At 64.3% G+C, this 23,104-nt stretch carries 20 protein-coding genes; 5 read left to right on the top strand and 15 right to left on the bottom strand.

The features are described from left to right. The first annotated feature begins 58 nt into the window (after positions 1-58). The 3 genes from IVB19_RS35350 (at position 59) to IVB19_RS35340 (ending at position 5,925) form a co-directional block, all read left to right on the top strand. Positions 59-1,264, top strand: a complete 1,206-nt coding sequence (locus IVB19_RS35350; protein WP_018455971.1) for an efflux RND transporter periplasmic adaptor subunit — start codon at positions 59-61, stop codon at positions 1,262-1,264. Then, a complete protein-coding gene (locus IVB19_RS35345) occupies positions 1,261-4,425 on the top strand; it encodes an efflux RND transporter permease subunit (protein ID WP_018455972.1) in 3,165 nt (1,054 codons plus the stop codon). Before IVB19_RS35350 ends, IVB19_RS35345 begins: the two co-directional genes overlap by 4 nt. Before the next feature lie 306 nt (positions 4,426-4,731). Continuing rightward, positions 4,732-5,925, top strand: coding sequence for an ABC transporter substrate-binding protein (locus IVB19_RS35340; RefSeq protein ID WP_026233063.1), 1,194 nt, complete (start codon positions 4,732-4,734; stop codon positions 5,923-5,925). A 161-nt stretch (positions 5,926-6,086) separates the two neighbouring features. Here the strand turns inward: IVB19_RS35340 and IVB19_RS35335 are convergent, their stop codons facing one another. The 4 genes from IVB19_RS35335 to IVB19_RS35320 are packed head-to-tail and all read right to left on the bottom strand — an operon-like array spanning position 6,087 to position 10,685. Next, positions 6,087-6,473: an MAPEG family protein gene (locus IVB19_RS35335; RefSeq protein ID WP_018455974.1), complete on the bottom strand. Its 387-nt coding sequence runs from the start codon at positions 6,471-6,473 to the stop codon at positions 6,087-6,089. A 27-nt stretch (positions 6,474-6,500) separates the two neighbouring features. After that, entirely contained in the window at positions 6,501-7,583 is a 1,083-nt protein-coding gene (locus IVB19_RS35330) for a lipocalin-like domain-containing protein (RefSeq protein ID WP_247295944.1), read from the bottom strand. Then, the gene (locus tag IVB19_RS35325; protein ID WP_018455976.1) at positions 7,573-10,035 is read right to left on the bottom strand and encodes an ABC transporter permease; all 2,463 of its coding nucleotides are present in this window, start codon (positions 10,033-10,035) and stop codon (positions 7,573-7,575) included. The genes IVB19_RS35330 and IVB19_RS35325 overlap by 11 nt, the downstream gene beginning before the upstream one ends. Then, positions 10,032-10,685, bottom strand: a complete 654-nt coding sequence (locus tag IVB19_RS35320) for an ABC transporter ATP-binding protein (RefSeq protein WP_018455977.1) — start codon at positions 10,683-10,685, stop codon at positions 10,032-10,034. The genes IVB19_RS35325 and IVB19_RS35320 overlap by 4 nt, the downstream gene beginning before the upstream one ends. Before the next feature lie 145 nt (positions 10,686-10,830). Here IVB19_RS35320 and IVB19_RS35315 point away from each other — a divergent pair, with 145 nt between their 5' ends. After that, positions 10,831-12,201 (top strand): MFS transporter, encoded by a 1,371-nt coding sequence (locus IVB19_RS35315; protein ID WP_247295946.1) that lies wholly within the window; start codon positions 10,831-10,833, stop codon positions 12,199-12,201. Between the two features lie 187 nt (positions 12,202-12,388). Here IVB19_RS35315 and IVB19_RS35310 read toward each other — a convergent pair whose 3' ends face one another. The 10 genes from IVB19_RS35310 to soxX all read right to left on the bottom strand — a co-directional run bounded on the left by IVB19_RS35310 (position 12,389) and on the right by soxX (position 19,936). Beyond that, on the bottom strand, positions 12,389-13,597 hold the full coding sequence (locus tag IVB19_RS35310) for an MFS transporter (RefSeq protein ID WP_018455979.1): 1,209 nt from the start codon (positions 13,595-13,597) through the stop codon (positions 12,389-12,391). 131 nt (positions 13,598-13,728) lie between these two features. Next, on the bottom strand, positions 13,729-13,902 hold the full coding sequence (locus IVB19_RS35305) for a hypothetical protein (RefSeq protein WP_247820797.1): 174 nt from the start codon (positions 13,900-13,902) through the stop codon (positions 13,729-13,731). A 76-nt stretch (positions 13,903-13,978) separates the two neighbouring features. Next, entirely contained in the window at positions 13,979-15,016 is a 1,038-nt protein-coding gene (locus IVB19_RS35300) for an MBL fold metallo-hydrolase (protein WP_018455981.1), read from the bottom strand. 270 nt (positions 15,017-15,286) lie between these two features. Beyond that, the gene (locus tag IVB19_RS35295; protein ID WP_018455982.1) at positions 15,287-15,745 is read right to left on the bottom strand and encodes a DsrE family protein; all 459 of its coding nucleotides are present in this window, start codon (positions 15,743-15,745) and stop codon (positions 15,287-15,289) included. After that, positions 15,742-17,493, bottom strand: a complete 1,752-nt coding sequence (soxB, locus tag IVB19_RS35290) for a thiosulfohydrolase SoxB (RefSeq protein WP_018455983.1) — start codon at positions 17,491-17,493, stop codon at positions 15,742-15,744. Before soxB ends, IVB19_RS35295 begins: the two co-directional genes overlap by 4 nt. Before the next feature lie 55 nt (positions 17,494-17,548). After that, the gene (locus IVB19_RS35285) at positions 17,549-17,866 is read right to left on the bottom strand and encodes a hypothetical protein (protein WP_018455984.1); all 318 of its coding nucleotides are present in this window, start codon (positions 17,864-17,866) and stop codon (positions 17,549-17,551) included. Continuing rightward, positions 17,863-18,726: a sulfur oxidation c-type cytochrome SoxA gene (gene soxA, locus IVB19_RS35280; protein WP_018455985.1), complete on the bottom strand. Its 864-nt coding sequence runs from the start codon at positions 18,724-18,726 to the stop codon at positions 17,863-17,865. The genes IVB19_RS35285 and soxA overlap by 4 nt, the downstream gene beginning before the upstream one ends. After that, positions 18,726-19,037 (bottom strand): thiosulfate oxidation carrier complex protein SoxZ, encoded by a 312-nt coding sequence (gene soxZ / locus IVB19_RS35275; protein ID WP_018455986.1) that lies wholly within the window; start codon positions 19,035-19,037, stop codon positions 18,726-18,728. Before soxZ ends, soxA begins: the two co-directional genes overlap by 1 nt. Before the next feature lie 15 nt (positions 19,038-19,052). Next, on the bottom strand, positions 19,053-19,544 hold the full coding sequence (soxY, locus tag IVB19_RS35270) for a thiosulfate oxidation carrier protein SoxY (RefSeq protein WP_018455987.1): 492 nt from the start codon (positions 19,542-19,544) through the stop codon (positions 19,053-19,055). Between the two features lie 38 nt (positions 19,545-19,582). Next, positions 19,583-19,936 carry a sulfur oxidation c-type cytochrome SoxX gene (soxX, locus tag IVB19_RS35265; protein WP_018455988.1) on the bottom strand — a complete coding sequence of 118 codons (354 nt, stop codon included), beginning with the start codon at positions 19,934-19,936 and terminating at the stop codon, positions 19,583-19,585. Between the two features lie 258 nt (positions 19,937-20,194). Between soxX and IVB19_RS35260 the strand changes: the two genes are divergently transcribed. After that, positions 20,195-20,866 carry a DUF938 domain-containing protein gene (locus tag IVB19_RS35260; RefSeq protein ID WP_018455989.1) on the top strand — a complete coding sequence of 224 codons (672 nt, stop codon included), beginning with the start codon at positions 20,195-20,197 and terminating at the stop codon, positions 20,864-20,866. A gap of 116 nt (positions 20,867-20,982) precedes the next feature. Here the strand turns inward: IVB19_RS35260 and IVB19_RS35255 are convergent, their stop codons facing one another. Continuing rightward, positions 20,983-23,049 carry a prolyl oligopeptidase family serine peptidase gene (locus IVB19_RS35255; RefSeq protein WP_026233064.1) on the bottom strand — a complete coding sequence of 689 codons (2,067 nt, stop codon included), beginning with the start codon at positions 23,047-23,049 and terminating at the stop codon, positions 20,983-20,985. Between the last annotated feature and the right edge of the window lie 55 nt (positions 23,050-23,104).

Here is a 23,104-nt window from a genome sequence, read left to right as displayed (position 1 = left end):
GCGCCCGCGGGTACAGGCGTACCCTGCTTTTTCCGCGGCTTTGATGCGAGGACCTGGGATGACTGGACCGGACGGAAGCGAGCAATTTGTCAAAACGCACGATTTCGTTTCGCCTCGGCCTTACGCCATCGTCGGCCTTCTCGCCGCGGCGTTCGTGCTCACCGGTTGCGGCCAGCCGGCCTCGCAAGCGAGCGCTCCCCCGCCGGCGCCGGTAACCGTCGCCCAACCGGTCAAGCGCACCGTCACCGATTGGGACGAGTTCACCGGCCGCTTCGAGGCGATGGAGGAGGTGCAGGTCCGCCCGCGCGTCGGCGGGTTCGTCAACTCTGTCGAATTCCAGGATGGCGCCATCGTGCGTCAGGGCGATCTGCTCTACGTCATCGACCCACGTCCGTTCGAGGCGGTGGCCACGCAGGCCGAGGGGCAGCTTTCCGATGCCCGTGCCAAGGTGGAGCTTGCAAAGCGGGAGCTCGATCGCGGTTTGAGCCTGGTGCAGACCAGCGCCGTCTCCGAGCAGGTGGTCGATCAGCGCCGTCAGGCCTTGCAGGCTGCGCACGCTGCCGAAACACAGGCCGAGGGTGCGCTCAAAGTCGCCAAGCTCAATATCGAATTCACGCATGTGACGGCGCCGCTGACCGGCCGCGTCAGCCGCCACCTTGTCAGCCCTGGCAATCTCGTGCAGGGCAGCGATACCGGAACGTCGACGCTGCTCACCTCGATCGTGACGCTCGACCCGATCTATATCTATTTCGACATGGATGAGGCGACCTTCATCAAATACAGCAAGCTGTGGTTCGAAGGCCGCCGCCCGAGTTCGCGCGATACGGCGAACCCGGTGCAGGTGACGCTCGCCGGCGAGACGAAACCATCCCGTGAAGGCAGCATCAATTTCCTCGACAACCGCCTCGATGTCTCCACCGGCACGCTGCGCAGCCGCGCCGTGGTCAAGAACACCGATCTTTCGATCCTGCCCGGTCAGTTCGGGCGTATCAGACTGATCGGCAGCGCGCCCTATGAAGCGCTGCTGATCCCCGACGTTGCGGTCGCAACTGACCAGTCCCGCAAGATCGTGTTCGTGGTCAAGCCGGACGACACCGTCGAGGCGCGTCCCGTGACGCTCGGACCGCTCGACGAGGGCCTGCGCGTGATCCGCGAGGGATTGAAGGCGGACGACCGCGTCATCGTCAACGGCATCCAGCGCGCCCGCGTCGGTGCCAAGGTCGCACCGCAGACGGCACCAGCGCCCGCCGGTGGCAAATCATGAATCTTGGCCGTCTCTCCATCAACCAGCCCATCCTGGCGATGGTGCTGTCGATCGTGCTGCTGATCGTCGGCGCGCTGGCCTATACCACGCTGCCGGTCTCCGAATATCCGCAAGTGGTGCCGCCGACCGTCGTCGTCACCACGCAATATCCCGGCGCCTCCGCGCAGACCGTGTCCGACACGGTTGCCGCACCCATCGAGCAGGAGATCAACGGCGTCGAGGACATGCTGTATCTCTACAGCCAGGCGACCTCGAACGGCCAGCTCACCATCACCGTCACTTTCAAGCTCGGCACCGATCTCGACAAAGCCCAGGTGCTGGTGCAGAACCGCGTTGCGATCGCGCAGCCGCGTTTGCCTGAAGAGGTTCAGCGCAACGGCGTCACCACGCGCAAGAACTCGCCCGACATCCTGATGGTCGTGTTCATGCTGTCGCCCGACGACACGTTCGACCAACTCTACATCTCCAACTATGCGCTGCTCCAGGTCCGCGATCAGCTGCTGCGGATCGACGGCGTCGGCGACATCCAGATCTTCGGCGCGCGCGATTATTCGATGCGGCTATGGCTCGATCCTGACCGGATCGCCAATCTCGGCCTGACCGCAACCGAGGTGCTCGCCGCGATCCGCGCGCAGAACGTGCAGATCGCGGGCGGCCAGATCGCCGAACCGCCGATCGCCGACCGCGCCTTCCAGCCGAACCTCACCTTCACCGGGCGATTGAAAGACCAGAAGCAGTTCGAGGACATCCTGATCAAGGCCGGCTCCGACGGCCGCACGGTGCGCCTGCGCGACGTCGCCCGTATCGAGCTTGGTGCTCTCGCCTACTCCACCAACAGCTTCCTGCTGCGCAAATCGGCGGTCGCCATGCTGGTGACGCAGCGGCCGGGATCGAACGCGCTCGCGACCGCGAAGAACATTTCGGACACCATGACGAAGCTGAAGGAGACCTTTCCGAAAGGCCTCGACTTCAATATCGGCTACAACCCGACCGAGTTCATCGCGCAGTCCGTCCACGAGCTGATCAAGACCATCTACGAGGCCATGTTGCTCGTGGTCGTCGTCGTGCTGGTGTTCCTGCAGGGATGGCGTCCCGCGATCATTCCGATCATCGCGATTCCGGTTTCGCTGGTCGGCACCTTCGCGGTGATGGCGGCGCTCGGCTTCTCGATCAACAATCTCACGCTGTTCGGGCTCGTTCTCGCCGTCGGTATCGTGGTCGACGACGCCATCGTGGTGGTCGAGAATGTCGAGCGGCATCTCGAGCATGGCATGAGCCGGCGCGATGCCGCGCTGAAGACCATGGAGGAGGTCGGCGGCGCATTGGTGTCGATCGCGCTGGTGCTGTGCGCGGTGTTCGTCCCGACCGCATTTCTGGGCGGAATTTCGGGTCAGTTCTTCCAGCAATTCGCCGTCACCATTGCGGTCGCGACCGCAATCTCCTGCTTCTGCTCGTTGACGCTATCGCCGGCGCTGGCCTCGCTTCTCCTCGTCCCCCACGAGGAGAAACGGCCGCCCGCGCGCTGGAATCTTGTTGCACGCGGCTGGAACGCTTTCACTGGCGTGTTTAACCGCGTGTTCGACCGTCTCGCGCATGGCTACGCCGGCCTCGCCAATTTCGTGATCCGGCATTCGGCGGTGATGATCCTGATCTACGTCGTGCTGATCGGCAGCGCCGGCTGGCTGATCGCCACCACGTCGCAAGGCTTTATTCCGGCGCAGGACCGCGGCTACGTCATCATCTCCGTGCAATTGCCGGGCGCCGCTTCGCTGGCGCGCACCACCGAGGTCGTGCGCGAGATCGAGCGGATCGCGCTGGATACGCCGGGTATCATCCGCGTGGCCGCTTTCGCCGGCTTCTCCGGCGCGACGCGGACGCAGGCCGGCAACGCGGCGGCGCTCTTCCCAGTGTTCGACGAGCCCGAGGCGCGGATCAAGAAAGGATTGTCTGCGAACGCCATCACGGTCGAGCTGCGCAAACGCTTGGCCGCGATTCAGGGTGCCTTCATCATCGTGATTCCGCCGCCGGCCGTGCCCGGCATCGGCACCGGTGGCGGCTTCACCATCCGCATCCAGGACCGCCAGGGCCGTGGGCCGGAGATGCTCGCCGCGGCTACTGACGAGCTTGTCGCCGCGGCGCGCAAATCGCCCTCGCTGCTCGCTCCCTCCGTGTTCTCGCCGTTCTCGGCCAATACGCCGCAGCTCTTCGTCGACATCGACCGCACCAAGGCGCAGAAGCTCGGCGTTCCCATCGCCGGCATCAACGACACGATCCAGACCTATTTCGGATCGACTTATGTCAACGACTTCAACCTGTTCGGCCGCACCTACCACGTCACCGCGCAGGCCGACTTCCCGTTCCGGAAAGAGCCGAGCGATCTCTCGCGGTTGCGCACGCGCAACGCCTCCGGCGACATGGTGATGCTCGGCAGCGTGGTCGAGTTCAAGGACGTTTCCGGCCCTGACCGCGTCGCGCGCTACAATCTCTACGCGGCCTCCGAGCTGCAGGGCGAGCCGGCGCCGGGCACCAGCTCGACCACCGCGCTCAACGCGATCAAGAAGCTCGCCGACGACACCCTCCCGAGTGGCTTCAGCTTCGAGTGGACCGATCTGTCCTACCAGCAGATCACGGGCGGCAATGCGGGTCTCTACGTATTCCCGATCTGCGTGCTGTTCGTCTATCTGGTGCTTGCCGCGCAATACGGCAGCTGGACCCTGCCGTTCGCGGTGATCCTGATCGTGCCGATGTGCCTGTTGGCGGCCACCATCGGCGTGCGCATCATGGGGCAGGACGTCAACATCCTCACCCAGATCGGTTTCGTCGTGCTGGTGGGGCTGGCGGCAAAGAACGCGATCCTGATCGTCGAGTTCGCGCGCGACATCGAGAAAGAAGGCAAGCCGCGGCTGGAGGCCGTGATCGACGCCTGCCGCCTGCGCCTGCGGCCGATCCTGATGACGTCCTTCGCCTTCATCCTCGGCGTCTTGCCGCTGGTGATCTCGTCCGGCTCGGGCTCGGAGATGCGGCAAGCCGTCGGCGTCGCCGTGTTCTTCGGCATGATCGGTGTCACCCTGTTTGGGCTTCTGTTCACGCCGATCTTCTATGTGGTGGTGCGGAACCTGGCCGAGGGGAAGAACGAGGGGAAGCCGAAGGCGGTGGGCTGATAAGTATCAAATGGCGCGCCACCGACCCTTCAATATTCACGCTGTCGTCCCGGCGAAGGCCGGGACCCATAACCCTCGAACGTGGTTTAGTGAAGATTCGTCGTTCGGTACTCCTACCGACCGCAACCGAGGGATTCCGCGGTATGGGTCCCGGCCCCCGTGCGCAATTGCGTACTAGGCCGGGACGACGCCGTTTGCTTGGCACGCCCTTCATACTAACGACCAACATGCAATGGATGGGCACCGCCGGGGTTCTTCACTAGTATCCGCGCGATTTCAAAACAGAAAACTGCTGGGAGCTAACAGATGAAATCAGCACTTTTGGCCGCTGTCGCAATTTCGGCTTTGCTGCTGGCCGCGCCGGCCTCTGCGCAAGGCGTCAAGATCGGCATCCTCAACGACCAGTCCGGCGTCTACGCCGATTACGGCGGCAAATGGTCGGTCGAGGCCGCCCGGATGGCGATCGAGGATTTCGGCGGCGAGGTGCTGGGCCAGAAGGTGGAGCTCGTCACCGCCGACCACCAGAACAAGCCGGATCTCGCGACCTCGATCGCGCGCCGCTGGTACGATGTCGAGAACGTCGACATGATCACGGAGCTGACGACCTCATCGGTCGCGCTCGCGATCCACGAGCTTTCCAAGGAAAAGAAGAAGATCGACATCGTCGTCGGCGCTGCGACCTCGCGCCTCACCGGCGATGCCTGCCAGCCCTATGGCTTCCACTGGGCTTATGACACCCGCGCGCTCGGTGTCGGCACCGGCGGCTCGCTGACCAAGGCCGGCGGCGACAGCTGGTTCTTCCTCACCGCGGACTACGCCTTCGGCTACGCGCTGGAGAAGGACACCAGCGAGATCGTCACCGCCAATGGCGGCAAGGTGCTCGGTTCGGTGCGCGTGCCGCTCAACTCCTCGGACTTCTCCTCCTTCCTGCTCCAGGCGCAGAGCTCGAAGGCGAAGATCGTCGGCCTTGCCAATGCCGGCCTCGACACCACCAATTCGATCAAGCAGGCGTCCGAGTTCGGCATCGTCTCCGGTGGCCAGAAGCTCGCGGGCCTCTTGATGACGCTCGCCGAAGTGAACGGCCTCGGCTTGCAGGCCGCGCAAGGCCTGGTGCTGACCGAGGGCTATTACTGGGACATCAACGACCGCACGCGCCATCTCGGCGAACGCTTTCTCAAGCGCACCGGCCGGATGCCGAACATGATCCAGGCCGGCACCTATTCGGCGACGCTGAGCTATCTCAAGGCGGTCAAGGCCGCCGGGTCCAAGGATCCGGATGCGGTCGCCAAGAAGCTGAAGGAGCTGCCGGTCGACGACGACTTCGCGCAAGGCGGCAAGGTGCTCGAGAACGGCCGCATGGTCCACGACATGTATCTGTTCGAGGTCAAGAAGCCCGCGGAATCGAAGAAGCCCTGGGACTATTACAAGCAGCTCGCGGTCGTTCCCGGCGAGAAGGCGTTCTTCACTGCCAAGGAGAGCGGCTGCCCGCTGACGAAGTGAGGATCTCTATGTCGTCCTGGCGAAAGCCAGGACCCATTACCCCGACAGCCGCTTGTTGAAACAAGCTGTCGCCGCCATCGTGCCCATAACCGTGTCCTGTGGTTATGGGTCCAGGCCTCCGCCAGGACGACGGCGGGGCAAGTGGCCGTATGTCGGCTGCCTCACACCAGTCGCAGCACCGCCGCCCCCAGCGCCCCCGCCCACAGCGCAATGGCCGCGATACCCTGAATAAAAAATCCCGGGCCGCGTTTTGCGGCGGCCTTCGAATAGCCGATGAAGTAAACGATGCGGCCGACGATCCAGACCGCGCCGATCGCCGCTGCGCCGGAATCGCTGATGTAAATCGCGAAAAGCCAGAGCGACGGCAGGAAGATCGGCATCCATTCCAGCGTGTTCATCTGGATCCGGAACGCGCGCTCGAAATCCGGATGGCCCGACATTGCCGGCACCTTGACGCCGGTTTTGGTGCGCGAGCGCGACACGTTGATGGAGGTGAAGAAGTAGAACAGGATCGCCAGCAGCGTGACGAGGGCGGTGAGGTGATGCATCGCTAGTCCCTTCGAAGAGGTCCCGGTTCAATACCCGGTCAGCTCGAGATAGCCAACGCCGTCATGCGTACCGGCAAAGCTGATCGGCCCTTCCCAATAGGAAAAACCGGTCCCCATCCACGCCTGTGGATTGAGCGGCTTGCACTGGATCGAGAACGACCGCGAGGGGATCGCGATCTGCCATTCCACCGGGAGCTTGTGTCCCGCGACCTCAGCCGTCGCTTTCGGCATCATCTGGATGTCGTCGCCCGCGATCATCTGCGTCTCGCCCATCGCGCTGATCCAGTTGCCGAACGGATAATCTTTGCCGTCCTTCTGCCGGAGCCGGTACAGCATCAGCTTGTCACCGGATGACAGGTGCAGCGACAGCCAGTCCCAGCCGGTCTGGTCGGCATCGAGTGGCTGGCTGCTCCATTCGCGGTCCATCCAGGCCTGGCCGGAAACATCGACCGTCCTATCGTCGATGGTGAGCGTGCCGCGGGCGCGATAGAACGGCTGGCTGTAATAATAGGAGGCCTGACCGCGCTCCGATTTACGGCTGTAGCCGCCGGCGCCCTGCAACACCACCGGACGATCGGCCTCGAGCGTCAGCACGTAACTGAAGTCGGCGCCCGAGGCCTTCAGCGTCAGCGGCGCTAAAGCGCGATCTTCGGTGCGCTCGGATCCGTTCATCTCCCAATCGTCGATCCAGGCCGAGAACGGTTTCGCCGTGACTCCGGCCTGTCCCACACCACCGCGGGAAAACAGCTCGTTGAAGCGGTGGGTGTCGGCGCGCGTTACCGCGGCATGCGCCATCCACACCTGTTGATTGGCCCAGCCTTCGCCCTGCGGCCCCGGCTGCGTCGCCTGTCGGAACAGCGTCCATTGCAGGCTGCAAGCCGCGCCGCTGGCATCGACGAGGTTCGCCGTGAGATACCACCATTCGATGCGAAACTCCGGATGCGGCCCGTGATCGTCCGGAAAGGCGAACGTCTTCCCCGGCGTGACCTTGGCAAAGCCGTCGGCTGTCTCGCCGAGCCCGGCATAGCCTTGCGCGCCTGCGCGGCGGACTGCCGCGAGCGCGGCGATGCCGCCGGCGAAGGTGCGCCGCGAAATCCCATCAGCGCTCATTGGCAAACACCTTGACGAGGCTCGCCGGCTGCATCCGGGCAAGTCGGATCATCGGCGGCAGGGTGGCAAGCAACGAGGCGAACAGCGCGACTGCCACCAGCTCGACCAGTTGCAACGGAAATACATGGAACGGCAGCCGCCAGCCGAACGCTTTCACATTGACGATCGCGATCAGGCACCACGCCACCAGCAGCCCGAGCGGCACCGCCAGCAGAGACGTGAACAGCGCGACCGACAGCGTCTTGGTCAATTCGATCGCGGCAAGGCGTGGCCGCGTGATACCGATCGCCCAGAGCGGCGCAAGCTGCGGCAGGCGCGAGTTCGCCAGTGTGAGAAGGCTGGTCAGAAGCGCGATCCCGGCGACGCCGAGGGTGAAGGCGTTCAGCGCCGAGGTCACCGCAAAGGTCCGGTTGAAGATGCGGATCGATTCCGCCTTCACCGTCGCCTGGTCGGCGACGCTGCGGTCGTCCAGCGCAAACTGCTTCTGCAGCGCCGCGATCAGACCGGGGATATTCTCCTTCGCGACGATGAGACCGATGCGCGTCTGCGGCGTCTGCGGAAAATGCCGGATCAGCGCCGCGACATTCACCGCCAGCTGTCCCTTGGGGTTGCCGTAGTCGGCATAGATGCCGACGATGTCGAGCTCCCAGGTCCCGCCCGGCGCCGGGACGTCAACGACGTCACCGACGCGGACGTTGAGGCGGCGGCTCAGCTGCTCGCTGATGAAAGCGGCATTGCCGGGTATGAGTTGTGTCCAGGCACCGGGTGCGGCTTCGAGCAGCGGCCAGCGCTCGCGATAGAGCGCGTGATCGGGCAGGCCGAGCAGTTCCACCGGCTGGCCCTGCACCTGCGCCTCGGCACGTCCGCCCGACAGGATCGCCTGGACATCGCTGCGCTCCTTCAGCCAGTTGCGGATCGCGACGCCTTTCGCATTGTCGGAGGCGCTGATGTAGACGTCGGCTGCGAGCCGCCCGTTGAGCCAGCCGATGAAGGTGCGGCTGAACGTTTCCACCATGGTGGACACCCCGACATTGACGGCGAGCGCGAGCAGCAGCGCCATCAGCGCCAGCGACAATCCCGAGAGCTGCTGCCGGCTGTCCGCCCAGAACCACAGCGCGAGCGGTTTTCGCGCGAAACGCTGCCCGGTTTGCAGGATGATGTCGAGGAAGGCCGGCAAGATCAACGCCGCGCCGAGCATCAGCGCTGCCAGCACGCCAAAGCCCGCGATCAGCGATTGCCCGTACTGGAGCAGCAACAGCGCGACGGCGAACACGGCGCAGGCAGCCCCGCTCTGCAGGATCAGCCAACGGCTCTGCCTCTGTTGCCAGGCGCGCGGCTGCGCGGTCGCCAGCACCGGCATCCTGACAGCCTTGATCAGGCTGGTCGCCGCGGCAACAAGCGCGCCCACAATGCTGATGCCGATCCCGGCGAGCCACCATTCGGGACGCAAGCTGAGCTGCCCCGGGATTTGCGCGCCGTAGAGCCCTCGCAGGGATGCTGCGACGTCGGGCAAGAGCGCGGCTGCAATGAAATAGCCGCAGGCGAGCCCGATCAGGCCTGCGACCAGCGACAGCGCCACGAGCTCGACCACCAGCACGGTGTTGACCAGTCGTGCCGAGGCACCGCAGGCCCGCAGCGTGCGCAGCATCGGCAGCCGCTGCTCGAAGGCGAGGCCGACGGCTGAATTGACGATGAAAAGACCGACGAAGAACGACAGCAGGCCGAACGCGGTGAGGTTGAGGTGAAAGCTGTCGGTGAGACGCTCCAGCTCGGTCTCCGCATCCGGCTCAACCCGCTGTAAGCGGTCGCCGACGACGCTCGCTAAGGGCGCGGGCTTGCCCTTGGGCTTGCCGATCAGAAGCCGCGAGATCTGGTCCGGCTTGTTCAGCAGCCGCTGCGCCACGCCGATATCGACCACGAGCACGTCGGGCACGAGCTGCGGCAGCACGCGCAGCGGCGGCAGTATTGCGCCGTTGCTGATCGGCGGCGCTGCGCCTTCCCGCTCCTGCAAGTCGGTCAACGTTTCCTTTGCCACCAGCGTCTGGCCCGGCGGCGCCACGAAGCTGCTCAGATCGGCGGCGCCGAGGCGCGGTGCGTTGCCGACATCGACCGGTAGCGTCACCGGCTCGATGCCGAGCAGCCGGACCGAGCGCCCGTTGACCTGGACCCGTCCCTCCAGCATCGGCGAGACCGGCCAGCCGGCGCGGCGCAGCTTGACGAACAGCTCCTGCGGAAAAGTCGCGGCATCAGGCGCGACCAGCATCGGCGTGCGCGCGCCGCCGAAGGTTGCCGCGGCGCGGTCATAGGCGCTGCGGGCCTGCTGGTTGATCGCCTGCACGCCGCTCCACAGCGCAGTCGCCGCGATCAGCCCGATCAGGAGCGTCGCGAACTGCATCTTGTGGCGCCGCCAATGGCTGAGCAGCACGGCGAGGACCCAGAGCGCGCGCCTCATGCGATCCGCCCGGCATGCAGGTTGACGTGGCGATCGAGTGCGGCGGCCAGATGCAGGCTGTGCGTCACCATCAGAAAGCCGCAGCCGGTGCGCGTGACGAGGTCGCGCGTCAAGGCCAGCACGTCCTCGGCGGTGGCCTCGTCGAGATTGCCGGTCGGCTCGTCCGCCAGCAGCAACGACGGCTTCGTCGCCAGGGCCCGGCCAATCGCGACCCGTTGCTGCTGTCCGCCCGACAATTGTTCTGGATAACGCTTGAGCAGGCCGCCAAGCCCGAGACGCTCGATCAGCTCCTTGTACCAAGCCTCGTCGTACCGGCCGGCGATCCGTGCCTGAAACACCAGATTATCCCCGACCGACAGACTCGGGATCAGATTGTATTGTTGAAACACCAGGCCGATCCGGTCGCGCCGCAGGCCCGCGCGTCCCGCATCGGACAATTTGGTGACCTCCGTGTCTTCCAGTCGGATCGTGCCGCCATCGGCGGCATCGAGCCCTGCGATCAGGTGCAGCAGTGTGCTCTTGCCGCTGCCGGACTCGCCGGTCAGTGCGACGCGTTCGCCGGCCTTGAGATCGAGATCGACGCCGCGCAGGACATGGACCGGCTCACCGGCCGAAGAGAACGTCTTGGAGAGGTTTCGGATGCTCAGCACGATGAATGGCGCCGGACGGAATTAGCGGAATTGCTGCGTAGCACACTTGCTGCGGAAATGCCGGGTTGCGTTGGTATTGAAGCCGTTGTTAGCTCCTAAGAGGACCACATCAAAAAAGTGCCAAAAAGGGACGACGGGGAGAACGATGAGCGCTCAGGCAACGCAGCCCGCGGCGGGCAAGATGACGGGGATGTCCAAGGAAACGTCGAAGGAAACGCAAAAGCAAACGCAAAAGCAAACGCCAAAGGGCGCCTGGACCGTTACATTTCTCCTGTTTCTTTTCATGCTGGTGAACTTCGCCGACAAGATCGTCGTCGGTCTCGCGGGCGTTCCGATCATGACCGAGCTGAAGCTCGAGCCCGAGCAGTTCGGTTTGCTCGGCTCGTCGTTCTTCTTCCTGTTCTCGATCTCGGCGATCGTGGTGGGCTTCATCGTCAACAAGGTACCGACCCGCTGGGTGCTGTTGACGCTCGCGGTGATCTGGGCGCTGACGCAGTTTCCGATGGTCGGCACCGTCTCTTTCACCACACTCCTGATCTGCCGCATCGTGCTCGGCGCCGGCGAAGGCCCGGCGGCCTCGGTGGCGATGCACGCAGTCTACAAATGGTTCCCCGACGAGAAGCGCACGATGCCGACCGCAATCCTGTCGCAAGGTTCGGCCTTTGGCGTGATCCTGGCGGTCCCGGCGCTGAACTGGATCATCGTCAATCATTCCTGGCACTATGCGTTCGGTGCGCTTGGAATCGTCGGCCTGATCTGGGTCGCCGCCTGGCTCGCACTCGGCAAGGAAGGCCCGCTGGACACCCACGCATCGGCCGTGATCGAACCGAAAATACCCTATCTCCAGCTTCTGACATCGCGCACTTTCATCGGCTGTGTGACCGCGACCTTCGGCGCCTATTGGGCGCTGTCGCTCGGGCTCACCTGGTTCACGCCCTTCATCGTCAAGGGCCTCGGCTTCTCGCAGTCTCAGGCGGGCTTCGTCTCGATCCTGCCCTGGGTGTTCGGGGCGACCATCGTCATTCTCACGGGCTGGATCTCGCAGGTGATGCTGGCACGCGGCTACACGTCGCGGATCTCCCGCGGCGTGCTCGGCTCTGTGCCGCTGATCGTCGGCGGCCTGATCCTCGCGATGATGCCGCACGTCCAAGGTGCCGGCCTCCAGATCGCCCTGCTCGTGGTCGGCTCCGGCCTGTGCGGCGCGATCTACGTCGTCTGCCCGCCCATGCTCGGCGAGTTCACGCCGACGTCGCAGCGCGGCGCGGTTCTCGCGATCTACGGTGCGCTCTATACGCTTTCCGGCATCATCGCGCCGCTCGTGATGGGCAGCGTAATCCAGCGCGCCGGCAGCATGCTCGACGGCTACATGACCGGCTTCACCATCAACGCCGCGATCATGGTCGGCTCCGGTGCGCTCGGGCTGCTCCTGCTCTGGCCCAACACGGAAAAGGCCAGGCTGACCGGTGGAGCTGCTCCGCAGGCAGCGCCGCTGAATAGCGCGGTGTCGCCGACGTAAGGGGCCACTTCAGCCAACCCAATCACAACTGTCATCCCGGCGAAGGCCGGGATCCATAACCACGATTTTTAGTTTGGCGAAGACTTGGAGTTGGCAGCTTTGCGCCACAACTCCGATTCGTGGTTATGGACCCCCGGCCCCTATGCGCAATTGCGCACTAGGCCGGGACGACAATTGAGTTTGTTGCTCAAGCCGCGATTTGCCGCTTCCGCTCCGTGAACGGCGACAGCACCACCGTCGCGACCATGAAGATCACGGATGCGCCGAACACCCAATGCGGCGCGCTCTGGTCCATAATCCAGCCGAACAACAGCGGGCTGACGATGCCGCCGAGATTGAAGCCGGTGGAGACGATGCCGAAGGCGCGCCCCGCCGCGCCGGGAGGTGCTGCATTGCGCACCAGCATGTCGCGCGAAGGCGCGATCACGCCGGAGAGGAATCCCGCGGCCGCCATCGTGGCGGTCAGCGCCCAGCCCGGCAGCGTGACCAGCGCGATCAGCAGCACGATCGCCGCGTTCGCGGCGAAGCAGGCGGCGGCGACATAGCCGTGGCGCTCGGTGTGGTCGGCAAGAAAGCCGCCCGCGAGCACGCCGGCGGCGCTTGCACCGAGGAAGGCGGTGAGCGCGACATTGGCCGCGGAATAGGTCACGCCATAGCCACTCATCAGCGCCACCACGCCGAAATTGTTGATGCCGGCGACCGACAGGCTGAGCAGCATGAACAGTGCCGTCAGCGTGATCAGCGCCGGCGTGATCACGGCCTGTTTGGGTGCGTTCTCGGTGCCTGGCTTGGTCTTGTGCGCGCCGGCATCGGGAATGTTCATGGTCACCAGCAACACCGCGACCAGAACGCCGATCACGCCCGATGCGATCAGCGCACCGACACCGCCTGACACGATGACCATCGCGGCGACGATCGCCGGCGCCACCGCGCCGCCGAAATAGCCGGCAAAGGTATGGATCGAGAAGGCGCGGCCCATCCGCGCTTCGTCCATGTGCTCGGCGAGGATGGCGTAATCGGCGGGATGGTAGACGCTGTTGGCGAGCCCGAGCAGCACGGCGCAGGCGATCAGCGAGGTGTAGCTGAGATGCAGGCCAAGCAGGATCAGCGCGAGGCCGCCGAGGGTGAGGCCGCCCAGCAAAATCTTTCGCGCGCCAAAATGGTCGACGAGATAGCCGGTCGGCGCCTGCGTCAGCCCCGACACCACGGCCGACACGGTCAGCGCGAAGCCGAGCTCGACGTAGCCGACGCCGAGTTGATTTTTGAGGAAGGGAAACAGCATCGGCAGGACCAGCAGATGAAAATGGCTGACCCAATGCGCGATCGAAATTCCCGTCAGCGTGCGTAGCGCGCTGTCCGCCTTGCCTTGCTGCGGTGCGGCGAGAACGTCGACCATTGCAGTTCCGTTTCACGTCCTTTGGAGACGCGCAAACTATCGGGCAGAGCGGTTATTTGTCCATGAACGCAGGCGCATGGCAGTAGCGCGGGGCAGGACGACAGTTGAGAGCGTGGCAAGAGACGAGCCCCTCAAAACGGCTCGTCGTCCGCCCCGTAGCGGTCGCGCTTTGGTGTCGCGATGTCGCCGTCTTCGTAATCATCGTCTTCGGTGTCGCGCGGAGGCTGAGGCTTCTTCGCCTTGTCTTTTGCTGGCGCGTCGTCCGCAATTTTGGGCGGCGCGCTCGGCTTGCCGATCTTGGCCATGGCTGGTCCCGGACAGTGATGCTGCGCCCAAACCTATCCGGAAGATATGTGCAGTTCCTGACTTATCTCAAGGCGGTCAGTGCACCACCGGCCCGCCGGCCTTCTTCCAGGCATCGATGCCGCCGGCGATGTGGGCGGTGTTGGTGAGCCCGGCCTCCTTGGCGGCGGCGACAGCCATCGCAGAGCGTTCGCCGAAGGCGCAGAAGAACACGACGCGGCGACCGGTGGCGGCCGCGACCTCGCGCAGCATGCCGCCGGGCTTGAGGCTGTCCTCAACGGACGGATAGGGTGTATGCAGCGCGCCTTCGAGCATGCCGTGCTTCATCCGCTCATTGGTCTCGCGCAAATCGACCAGCAGGATATCGGGACGGCCGAGGCTGCGGATCGCCTCGACGGCGCGGAGCACGCGGCCCTCTTTCTCCAGCTCCTCCTGGTGCAGGCCGACATGCATGTTGGCGGGCACCGCGACGTCCATCATCTTCGGATTGGGCAGCTTCAGATTGGCCATCAGCTCGATATAGTCGTCGACCGAGCGCACCTGGAGCCGCGGATTGTAGCGTTTCTCCTCGCCGATGGTGGAGACGGTGTCGCCCTTGTAGTCATGCGCCGGGAACACCATGGTCTCGTCGGGCAGCTTGAGCAGGCGGTTGAAGATCGAATCGTACTGCGCGCGCGACGAACCGTTCTGGAAATCGGTGCGGCCGGTGCCGCGGATCAGCAGCGTGTCGCCGGTGAAGACGCGGTCGCCCATCAAGTAGGAGTAGGAGTCGTCGGTGTGGCCGGGCGTGTACATCACGTCGAGCGACAGGCCCTCGATCGTCACCTTGTCGCCGTCGGCAACCCGCATCGCCACCACGTCGGCCTTGGTCTGGTCGCCCATCACGGTCATGCAATGGGTGCGGTCGCGCAGCTCGCCGAGGCCGGTGACGTGGTCGGCGTGCAGATGGGTGTCCACGGCCTTGACCAGCTTGAGATCGAGCTCGCGCAGGAGCTGGCAGTAGCGGTCGACCTTCTCCAGCACGGGATCGAGGATCAGCGCCTCGCCGCCGGCGCGGCTCGCCAGGAGATAGCTGTAGGTGCCCGAAACACTGTCGAAGAGCTGGCGGAAGATCATGGCAAGACCCGGCGTGAACTACCCCGAGATTCTATTACATTTCGGGCTTACAAGAGAAGCAATTCACTGTGTAAGCAAGAAAATTTGGAAGATTTTTATTCCTGTGACGGGCGGGTGGGCGTCACCTAGCCACGGCTGCCATTCCCGCGAAGGCGGGGAATCCAGTACGCCGCGCCCTCCCGTACCCCTCGCGGTCTCGGAGTACTGGATCGCCCGCCTTCGCCGGCGATGACACCGAGTATGCCGCGACGCTTCGCCCCGACAAAAGGCTCAGGGCCTCACCACCGTGTATCCGTTCTCGCTGAGGAACAGGATCTGCCCGACCCCGACCTGCACCGGCGTAGCGGCAGGGATGAACTCCGGCCGCTTGCCGGTCTCCCGCTCGATCGTGTCGACAGTGTTGAGGCAGATGTCGAAGCGTACGCCTTGCGCGATCAGGCTCTCGACCTGCTTGCGGCGCTCGCTGCCGGTGAACAGGAGGTCGATGCCGGGACCGAACGCCACCACCTCGATTGCGACCTTGTCGGGGTCGTAGGCCTTCAGCAAATTGTTGGCGACGCTGAGCACCAGAGCTTGCTTCCTGGCATCGCCATCGGAGAGCTGCAGCACGATCTTGTGCTCGGCGAACGGCTTGTCCTGGAGCGGCACCTGCTGCGCGAAAGCCGGTGGCATCGCCGCCCAGGCGAACAGCGCCAGCAGCATCGCGGATAGGGTTTGCGACCGCATCATCCCTGTCCTGCGATGCCCGGATTACCCTCGACGCCCTTTAGCGTGACGCCGGAGCCGAGCCGCTCCTGAAACATCCGGCCCGAGCGCAGATATTTTGCCACCACATCCCACACCGGCGCGCCTTGCTGGCCGTTGACCGAGGCCCAGCCCGCGACCTTGTAGCGGTGGCTGGCACTGAGCGCCTTGCCGCCATTGAGCTTCAGCTCCGAGATCCGGCTGCCGATCGTCGCCGTCGGCGTGCAGGTGTAGCTGAGCCCACCGGCGCGCACCATGTCGCCGCCCTGCTGGTAATAGGGATCGGTATTGAAGAGGTTGTCGCAGACGTCTTCCAGCACGTCCTTGATCTCCGCGCCGGTCATCTCCTGCACATAGGTCTCGGGATAGCTGATCGCGGTTTCCGCGAGCAAATCCTCCATCGTCAGTGCCTGGCCGGACAGTCCGGTGACGCCCCAGCGGAAGCCCGGCGACAGCGCGATCTCGGCGTCGAACTCGGTGCGCAGCGCGCTGCAGATCAGCTCGTCGACCGGGCCGGCGAAATTGTCGCGTCGATACAGCAGGCGATCGGGCGTCGCGATCTTCTCCAACCAGTCGGTGACGAAGGGTGCCCGCAACCGGCCGATCAGTTCGGCCATCCCGGGATCGGGTTTCAACAGCTCGGAATAGACCGGCAGCAGATGATATTTGACGTCGCCGACCTTGCCCTTGTCGAGCGCGAGATCGAGCACGGCCAGAAATTTTCCGTTGGAGCCGGCATTGGTGACGAGCGTCGTGCCGCTCGCATTCTTCACGGCGATGGGCTGCGGGATCGCATCATGGGTATGGCCGCCGAGGATGACGTCGATACCGGTGACGCGGCTTGCGAGCTTGAGATCGACGTCCATGCCGTTATGCGACAGCAGGATGACCGCATCGACCTTGTCGGTGCCGCGCAGGCCGTCGACATGCTTCTGGAGCTCTTCCTCGCGGATGCCGAAGGACCAGTCCGGCGTGAACCGTTTGGGATGCGCGATCGGCACGTAAGGGAAGGCTTGGCCGACGATCGCGACGCGATGGCCGCCGAGCTCCTTGATCACGGAGGGCTTGAACACGCGTCCCGTCGCCTTGTCGAAGGCCGGGGCATCATTGAATGCGGCTTCCTCGGTGAGAAAAACGTTCTGCGCCAGAAACTCGCCCCTGAAGCGCGCGAGATTGTCGCGCAGCGCCTGCTCGCCATAGGTGAATTCCCAATGCCCGGTCATCGCCTCGACACCGAGCAGGTTTGCGGCCTCGACCATGTCGCGGCCCTGCATGATGTTGGCAAGTCCCGAGCCTTGCCAGAGGTCGCCGCCGTCAACGAGCACGGAGCGTTTTTCGCCGACATCGCCACGCAAGCGGTCGATCAGCGTCTTCAGATGGGCGAAGCCGCCGAGCTTGCCGAAGCGGCCTGCGGACTTCTCGAACTCGAAGCAGCTGAAGGCATAGGCATCCGCGCTGTCGGGCCTGATGCCGAAACGGTCGAGAAAGGCGCGGCCGACCAGATGCGGCGGCCGTCCCGCCATCTCGCCGATCCCGATATTGACGCTGGGCTCGCGAAAATAGACTGGATTGAGTTGCGCATGCGTGTCGGTGAGGTGAAGGATGCGCGCATTGCCGAACCGTTCGAGGTCGTAAATGCTCGCAGCCTCAGCACCGAGCGCAAGCCGCGGCAGGCTCAGCGATGCGGCAGCAAGGCCTGCATTCTTCAGGAAATCGCGGCGGCGGATCGCCATCCAGAAATTCTCCGCGCCCTCTCACGGTCGCAAGGCTGTTGCACAAGCGAACAGTCTAACGGATTTCCATCGCCTTCCAGGCTTCTTTTTCGGAAATCGCCTGGAAGATCGACGCCTTCGCCAGCGCCTCGGCCTCCCTGGCTGCGGCCACGGCGCGGTCGAAATCGCCGCCATCGGCCGCCTTCTTTGCGGCGGCCAGCGTCGAGACGGTCACGGTCCATTGGTTGCGCATGCCGGCGGCCTCCTTGGAGGCGGCCTCGGCGGCGGCAAAGGCCGCCTTGTAGTCTGCCTCATCTGCCGCGCGCGCCGCCGGCGCGAGCCCGAGGGTAAGCAGCAAGGCAAGCAGCCGGACGAAAGGGAGTGACAGCTTCATGGCCGCGCTCCCGGTCCCGATATCGGCAGGCCGTTGGCGACGTAGGACAGGAAATATTCGACGTCGCGATATTCATCCGCCTGCGGCTCCAGCGGAACCGCGCGGGTCTGGCTGTTGCAGGTGACGAAGCGGCGGCTGGTGGTGCCCATGCCGCTCCATTCGGAGCGGTAGATCGGCATCGCGTTCAGAATGCCAAGCGCCGGCGCCAGGATCTCGGCGCGGATGCGCTCACCCGGGCTCTGCACATGGCAGCTCGCGCAGGAGAAATTCAATTGGCCGCGGCGGGTGTAGAAATAGCGCTTGCCGTTCTCGAATGCCGCGAGCGCGCGAGGATCGTCGGGGATCTTGATGTCCATCGGCTTGCCGCGCGAGGTGAAGGCCATGTACGCCGTGAGCGAGGCCATCTCGTCCTTGACGTAAGAATAGGGCGCCTCGCCATTGGCCTCGCGGCAGCGGTTGAGCGCCAGCTCCAGCGTGACGACCTTGCCTTCCTTCTCGTCGAAATAAGGATAGTTCTGGCGGATGCCGATGCCGCCGTTCGGGAAGCAGTCCGCATAGGTCTTGCCGTTCTTGAACGGGGTGGCGAACATCTCCTTGCCGGCGTCGAGCGCAAACTCGTAGGGCGGGAATTCCTCCTTCTCCTGCCACTGCCGCTTCATGTCCTCGTTCATGGAATAAGGACCGTTGACGAAATCCTCGTGCTTCACATCAGGGAATTTCTGGAAGAAGAAGTTCTGGAACGCCTTGGCATCGGCGATGGGATCGACCTTGTCGGCCGCCACCACGCGTGGAGAGGTGAGGGCCAACGCGACGAGCGCGGCGCTCAACGAACCAAGCAGGATGGTGGTGCGGGCCTTCATCACGAGATCTTCGCAGTGGTCGTGTCCGACGCACCCTTGTTATCGGTCCAGGAGACCTTGAGATCGTCGCCCTTCTTGGCTCCCTTGAAGCTGAACTTGACGTAGGGGTCCTTCGAGACCGCGGTGCCCCAATCGGCAACGAAGACGTCCTTGCCGTTACATTCGAATTTCAGCTGCTGGATGTAATGCGCCGGGATCAGTTCGCCTTTGGCGTCCTTGACGAAGCCGGTATCCATCGGGTGCTGGATCAGCGCCTGCACCTCGGTGATGTCGCCGTTGGTGGTGGCGCGGACGCGAATGCTGGATGCCATCTCGATCTTCCTCGCTTAGCCGCCGCAGCCGCCGACGGTGACCTTGACCTCTTTGGTCGCGCTGTAGAGCTTGCCGTCGGCCTCCACGATCGCGACCACGTTGGTGGTCTTGGCCATCTTCAGCCGGTTGGCGACAGCAGGGATCGTGCCTTCGGGAATCCTGTAGCTGGCGGCCAGCGCGCTGGGATTCTCGGCCACGAAGAATGAAATCGAGGTGACCTTGTCGAGTGTCGTCGTCACCGAGATCGGCACCACACCGCCGTTCTCGGCGATCTCGGGGGCGTCCAGCTTGACCTTGTCGGACGGCTCGGCGGTTTTGCCGTAGAGCGCCTTGATGGCGTCAGCCTCGCTCTTTTGCTTGAACGCCTCTTCCGGATATTTGTCGTTGGCCGCGGCGCGCGCGGGCGCGGCGCCGAACGGCAGATTGCCGAGGCCGAGCAACGCGACCGAGGCTGCGCCCTGAAGGATCAGGCGCCGCGTCGCGCTTGGGCCGGTGAGTGTGGTCATCTCTGGTCTCCCAACCAAATCTCGTGGCATGCCTGAAGTCACAGGGTCTGCAGGAAATCAACGATCGCGCTGATCTCCTGTTCGGTCAAAATCCGGTTCCGGCCGAACGGCGGCATCATGGTCTGCGGATTGCGCTTGGTCTCGTCGAAGATGATCGCGGTCAGTTCGTTGCGATCGGGGTACTTGGCCTTGAGGTCCTTCAGTTCCGGCCCGATCGTTCCCGGCAGGTCGCCACCCCTGATGACATGGCAGGTCAGGCAATTGCCCTTGCCGCGGTCGAAAGCGAGTTTCTGGCCGTCGGCCACAGCGGACTGCGCCCACGCCGGGGTGGCGAGGCCGGCTGCAATGGCCAGCAAGATGAACAGAACGGGCGTCCGGGAAAAGGCGGTCAAGGCGTTATTCCGAGGCGTTATGCGATGGTCTCGATTACGAAATAGAAGCGTTCCAAAGCACAAAGGGCGCCGCCTGACAATCAAGACTATCCACGCGACAAAATGGAGTTAATATCTTCCCGATTGCAACTAAAGAGATTATTTGTTCAGCCGGCTTGGTCCGAGAGTTAGGGACCGTGGCGCGGGCCGGCTGTTTCCTGAGCGTTTGGGCGCTCAACCTGTTTTCATCGCGTTCTCGTTTTTTCAAGGGGACCTCACTTGGCTGAATATGTCGTCGAATTCGGCAGGGATGGCGGTCGGGTCGAGTCGGATGGGCGGCTCGATGCGCCGGCATTTCATCGCAATCACGAGCCGCTCTGGGCGGCACTGGAACGGCATCTCGCCGGCTGCACCGGCAACGTGGTCGAGCTCGGCAGCGGAACCGGCCAGCACGTGGTCTACTTCGCCCGTCACACGCCCGGCCTGATCTGGTGGCCCAGCGATCTCAACCAGCGCCACCTCAAGAGCATCGAGGCCTGGCGCGTTCATTCAGGTCTCAAAAACATCCGCTCGCCGCTGCGGATCGATCTCACCGATCCGGACTGGTGCCCGGAGATGAAAAGCGGGCAGGGGCCGTCGAGTCTTGCCGCATTGTTCTGCGCCAATGTCATCCACATCGCGCCATGGAGCGTCGCCGAGGGTCTGTTCGCCGGCGCCGGCCGCTATTTGCGGGCCGACGGCAAGCTGTTCCTCTACGGCCCGTTCAAGCGCGGCGGCAAGCACATCGCGCTCAGCAATGCGGTGTTCGACACCTCCCTGCGTGAAGGCAATCCCGACTGGGGCGTGCGTGACATCGCCGATGTCGAGGCGCTTGCCCGCGGCGTTGGTCTTCGCCTTGTCGATACGATGGACATGCCCGCGAACAATCTGACCTTGGTATTCGCGCGATAGGAGGTCGTCATGCCCGGGCTTGTCCCGGGCATCCACGTTCTTCGTGCACCAGCTAAGGCGTGGATGGCCCGGTCAAGCCCGGCCATGACCGTGCGGAGATGTCAGCGCCGCAAACGCTAGCCCTCGTCCTTCCACCCGATCTTGTCCTTTAAGAACCGAAAGCCAATCACCTCGAACCCGGCGCGCTCCTTGTTGTCCTTGCCGTAGCCGTGGCCACCGGCTTCAGGCTCGTAGAACCAGGCCTCGTAGCCCATGGCCTGGAGCTTTGCCGCCATCTTGCGCGCATGCCCGGGATGGACACGGTCGTCGCGTCGCGTGGTGGCGATCAGGATCGGCGGATACGGCTGGCCGGCCTTGACGTTGTGATAGGCGGAGTAGGACTTGAGCCAGTCCCACTCCTCGGGCTTGTCGGGATCGCCATATTCCGCGATCCAGCTCGCGCCGGCGAGCAGCTTCGTGTAGCGGCGCATATCGATCAGCGGGATGGTGCAGAACAGCGCGCCGAAACGTTCGGGGTATCGCACCAGCATGTTGGTGATGAGGATGCCGCCGTTCGATCCGCCCTGCGCGGCGATGCGCTTTGCCGTCGTCACACCGCGGCGGACGAGATCGGCGGCAACGGCGGCGAAATCGTCGTGCGACAGTTTCTTGCCGGCGAGCCGGCCGGCATCGTGCCAGCGCGTGCCGAATTCGCCGCCGCCGCGCAAATTCGCCTGCACCGTGGTGCCGCCACGCTCCAGCCACAGCTTGCCGAGCGACGGGTTGTAATACGGCTTCACCGAATGGGCGAAGCCGCCATAGGCGCTCATATAGACCGGTGCATCGCCGGTCTCGCCGGCGGGGCCGGTCTGTACATAGGGGATGCGTTCGCCGTCGGTCGAGATCGCTTCGTGCTGGGTCACCACGAGGCCGTCGGCGTTGAATGTTTTCGGCGCCTGCTTCAACACGGTCGGGCTCGCGACGCCGCGCTCGATCAGCAGCAACGACGGCGGCGTCAGCGGATCCTGCACATTGGCAAGCAGGTCGCCATTGCTCTCGGAGGGATGGCGATCCAGCGGCCAGATGTCGACGACGCCGATCTGCGGCAGGCCGCCGAGCGACGCGCGGCTCCAGCCTGTGGCCGACGGCGTGCAGATCTCGAATTGCGGCTGGAGCTCGTCGAGGATCGACAGCACCAGCTTGCCTCCGGTCCAGAACAGGCCTTGCAGGGCGCGGCGAGGTTCCGGCTCGAACAGCACCGCGAAATCGCGGCTGCCGGCGAGGAACGCCGAGAGCGACATGCCGAGCACGGTGTCGGCGGCATAGGTCTTGCCCTCGATCGACCAGGCTTCGCGCAGCTTCATCGCGAACCAGTCGCCATGCGCCTGCAACCAGATGCCGGTCGGCAGATCGAGCTTCGTCGTCGCACCGTCTGCGTCGCGCAGCCAGAGCGCATGATTGAAGAAGTCGATCTGGTCGACGATCCAGCTGCGCGGGGCCGCAGCGGTGTCGTCGACGATGCCGGAGATCGCCATATGATCGGCCGTGGTCTCGATGATCACCTGCGCCTGATCGACAGGCTGGCCGCGCCGCCACAGTCGAACCGTCCGGGAATATCCCGAGCTCGTCGCCATGCCTTCGCCATGGGCGCTCGACAGCAGCAGCGTGTCGGCATCGAGCCAATCGGCGCCGCCCTTGGCTTCCGACAGCGCAAATCCGTCCGCAACGAAACTCTTGGTGTCGAGGTCGAATTCCCGCAAGGTGACGGCATCGCTGCCACCGCGCGACAGCCCCAAAATGGCGCGCGCGCTTCCCGGCTGCGTGGTGATGCCGCTCAGCAGCCAGTCCTCGCCTTCGCGTGCCGCGAGCTGGTCGACATCCAGCATGATTTCCCACGTCGGATGCGGTTTGCGAAACTCCGCGAGGGAAGTCTTCCGCCACAGGCCGCGCGGGTTGGTGGCGTCCTTCCAGAGATTGTGCAGTTCGGTGCCGCGGCGGCTGACATAGGGAATGTTGTCGGGACGATCGTAGATCGCCGCGAGGATGTCGCGATCGCGCGCGAAGGCCGCTCCGCCGAACGCGTCGAGTGTCAGGCTGTTCTGCCGCGTGACGAAATCGAGCGCCTGCTTGCCTTCGATCTCCTCCAGCCAGAGCCAGGGATCGTCGTCAGGAGCGCTGAGCGTAGGCCTGTCGTCGACGGACATGAACGAAACTCCGGAAGGTCGCGGCGGATAGGATTTGATCGAGCGCAAGCCGTCA

The sequence above is a fragment of the Bradyrhizobium sp. 187 genome (assembly GCF_023101005.1).
Taxonomy (GTDB): Bacteria; Pseudomonadota; Alphaproteobacteria; order Rhizobiales; family Xanthobacteraceae; genus Bradyrhizobium; species Bradyrhizobium canariense_D.
The sequence above is the reverse complement of the archived record's forward strand: the minus strand, read 5'-3'. Positions and strand labels throughout refer to the sequence as shown.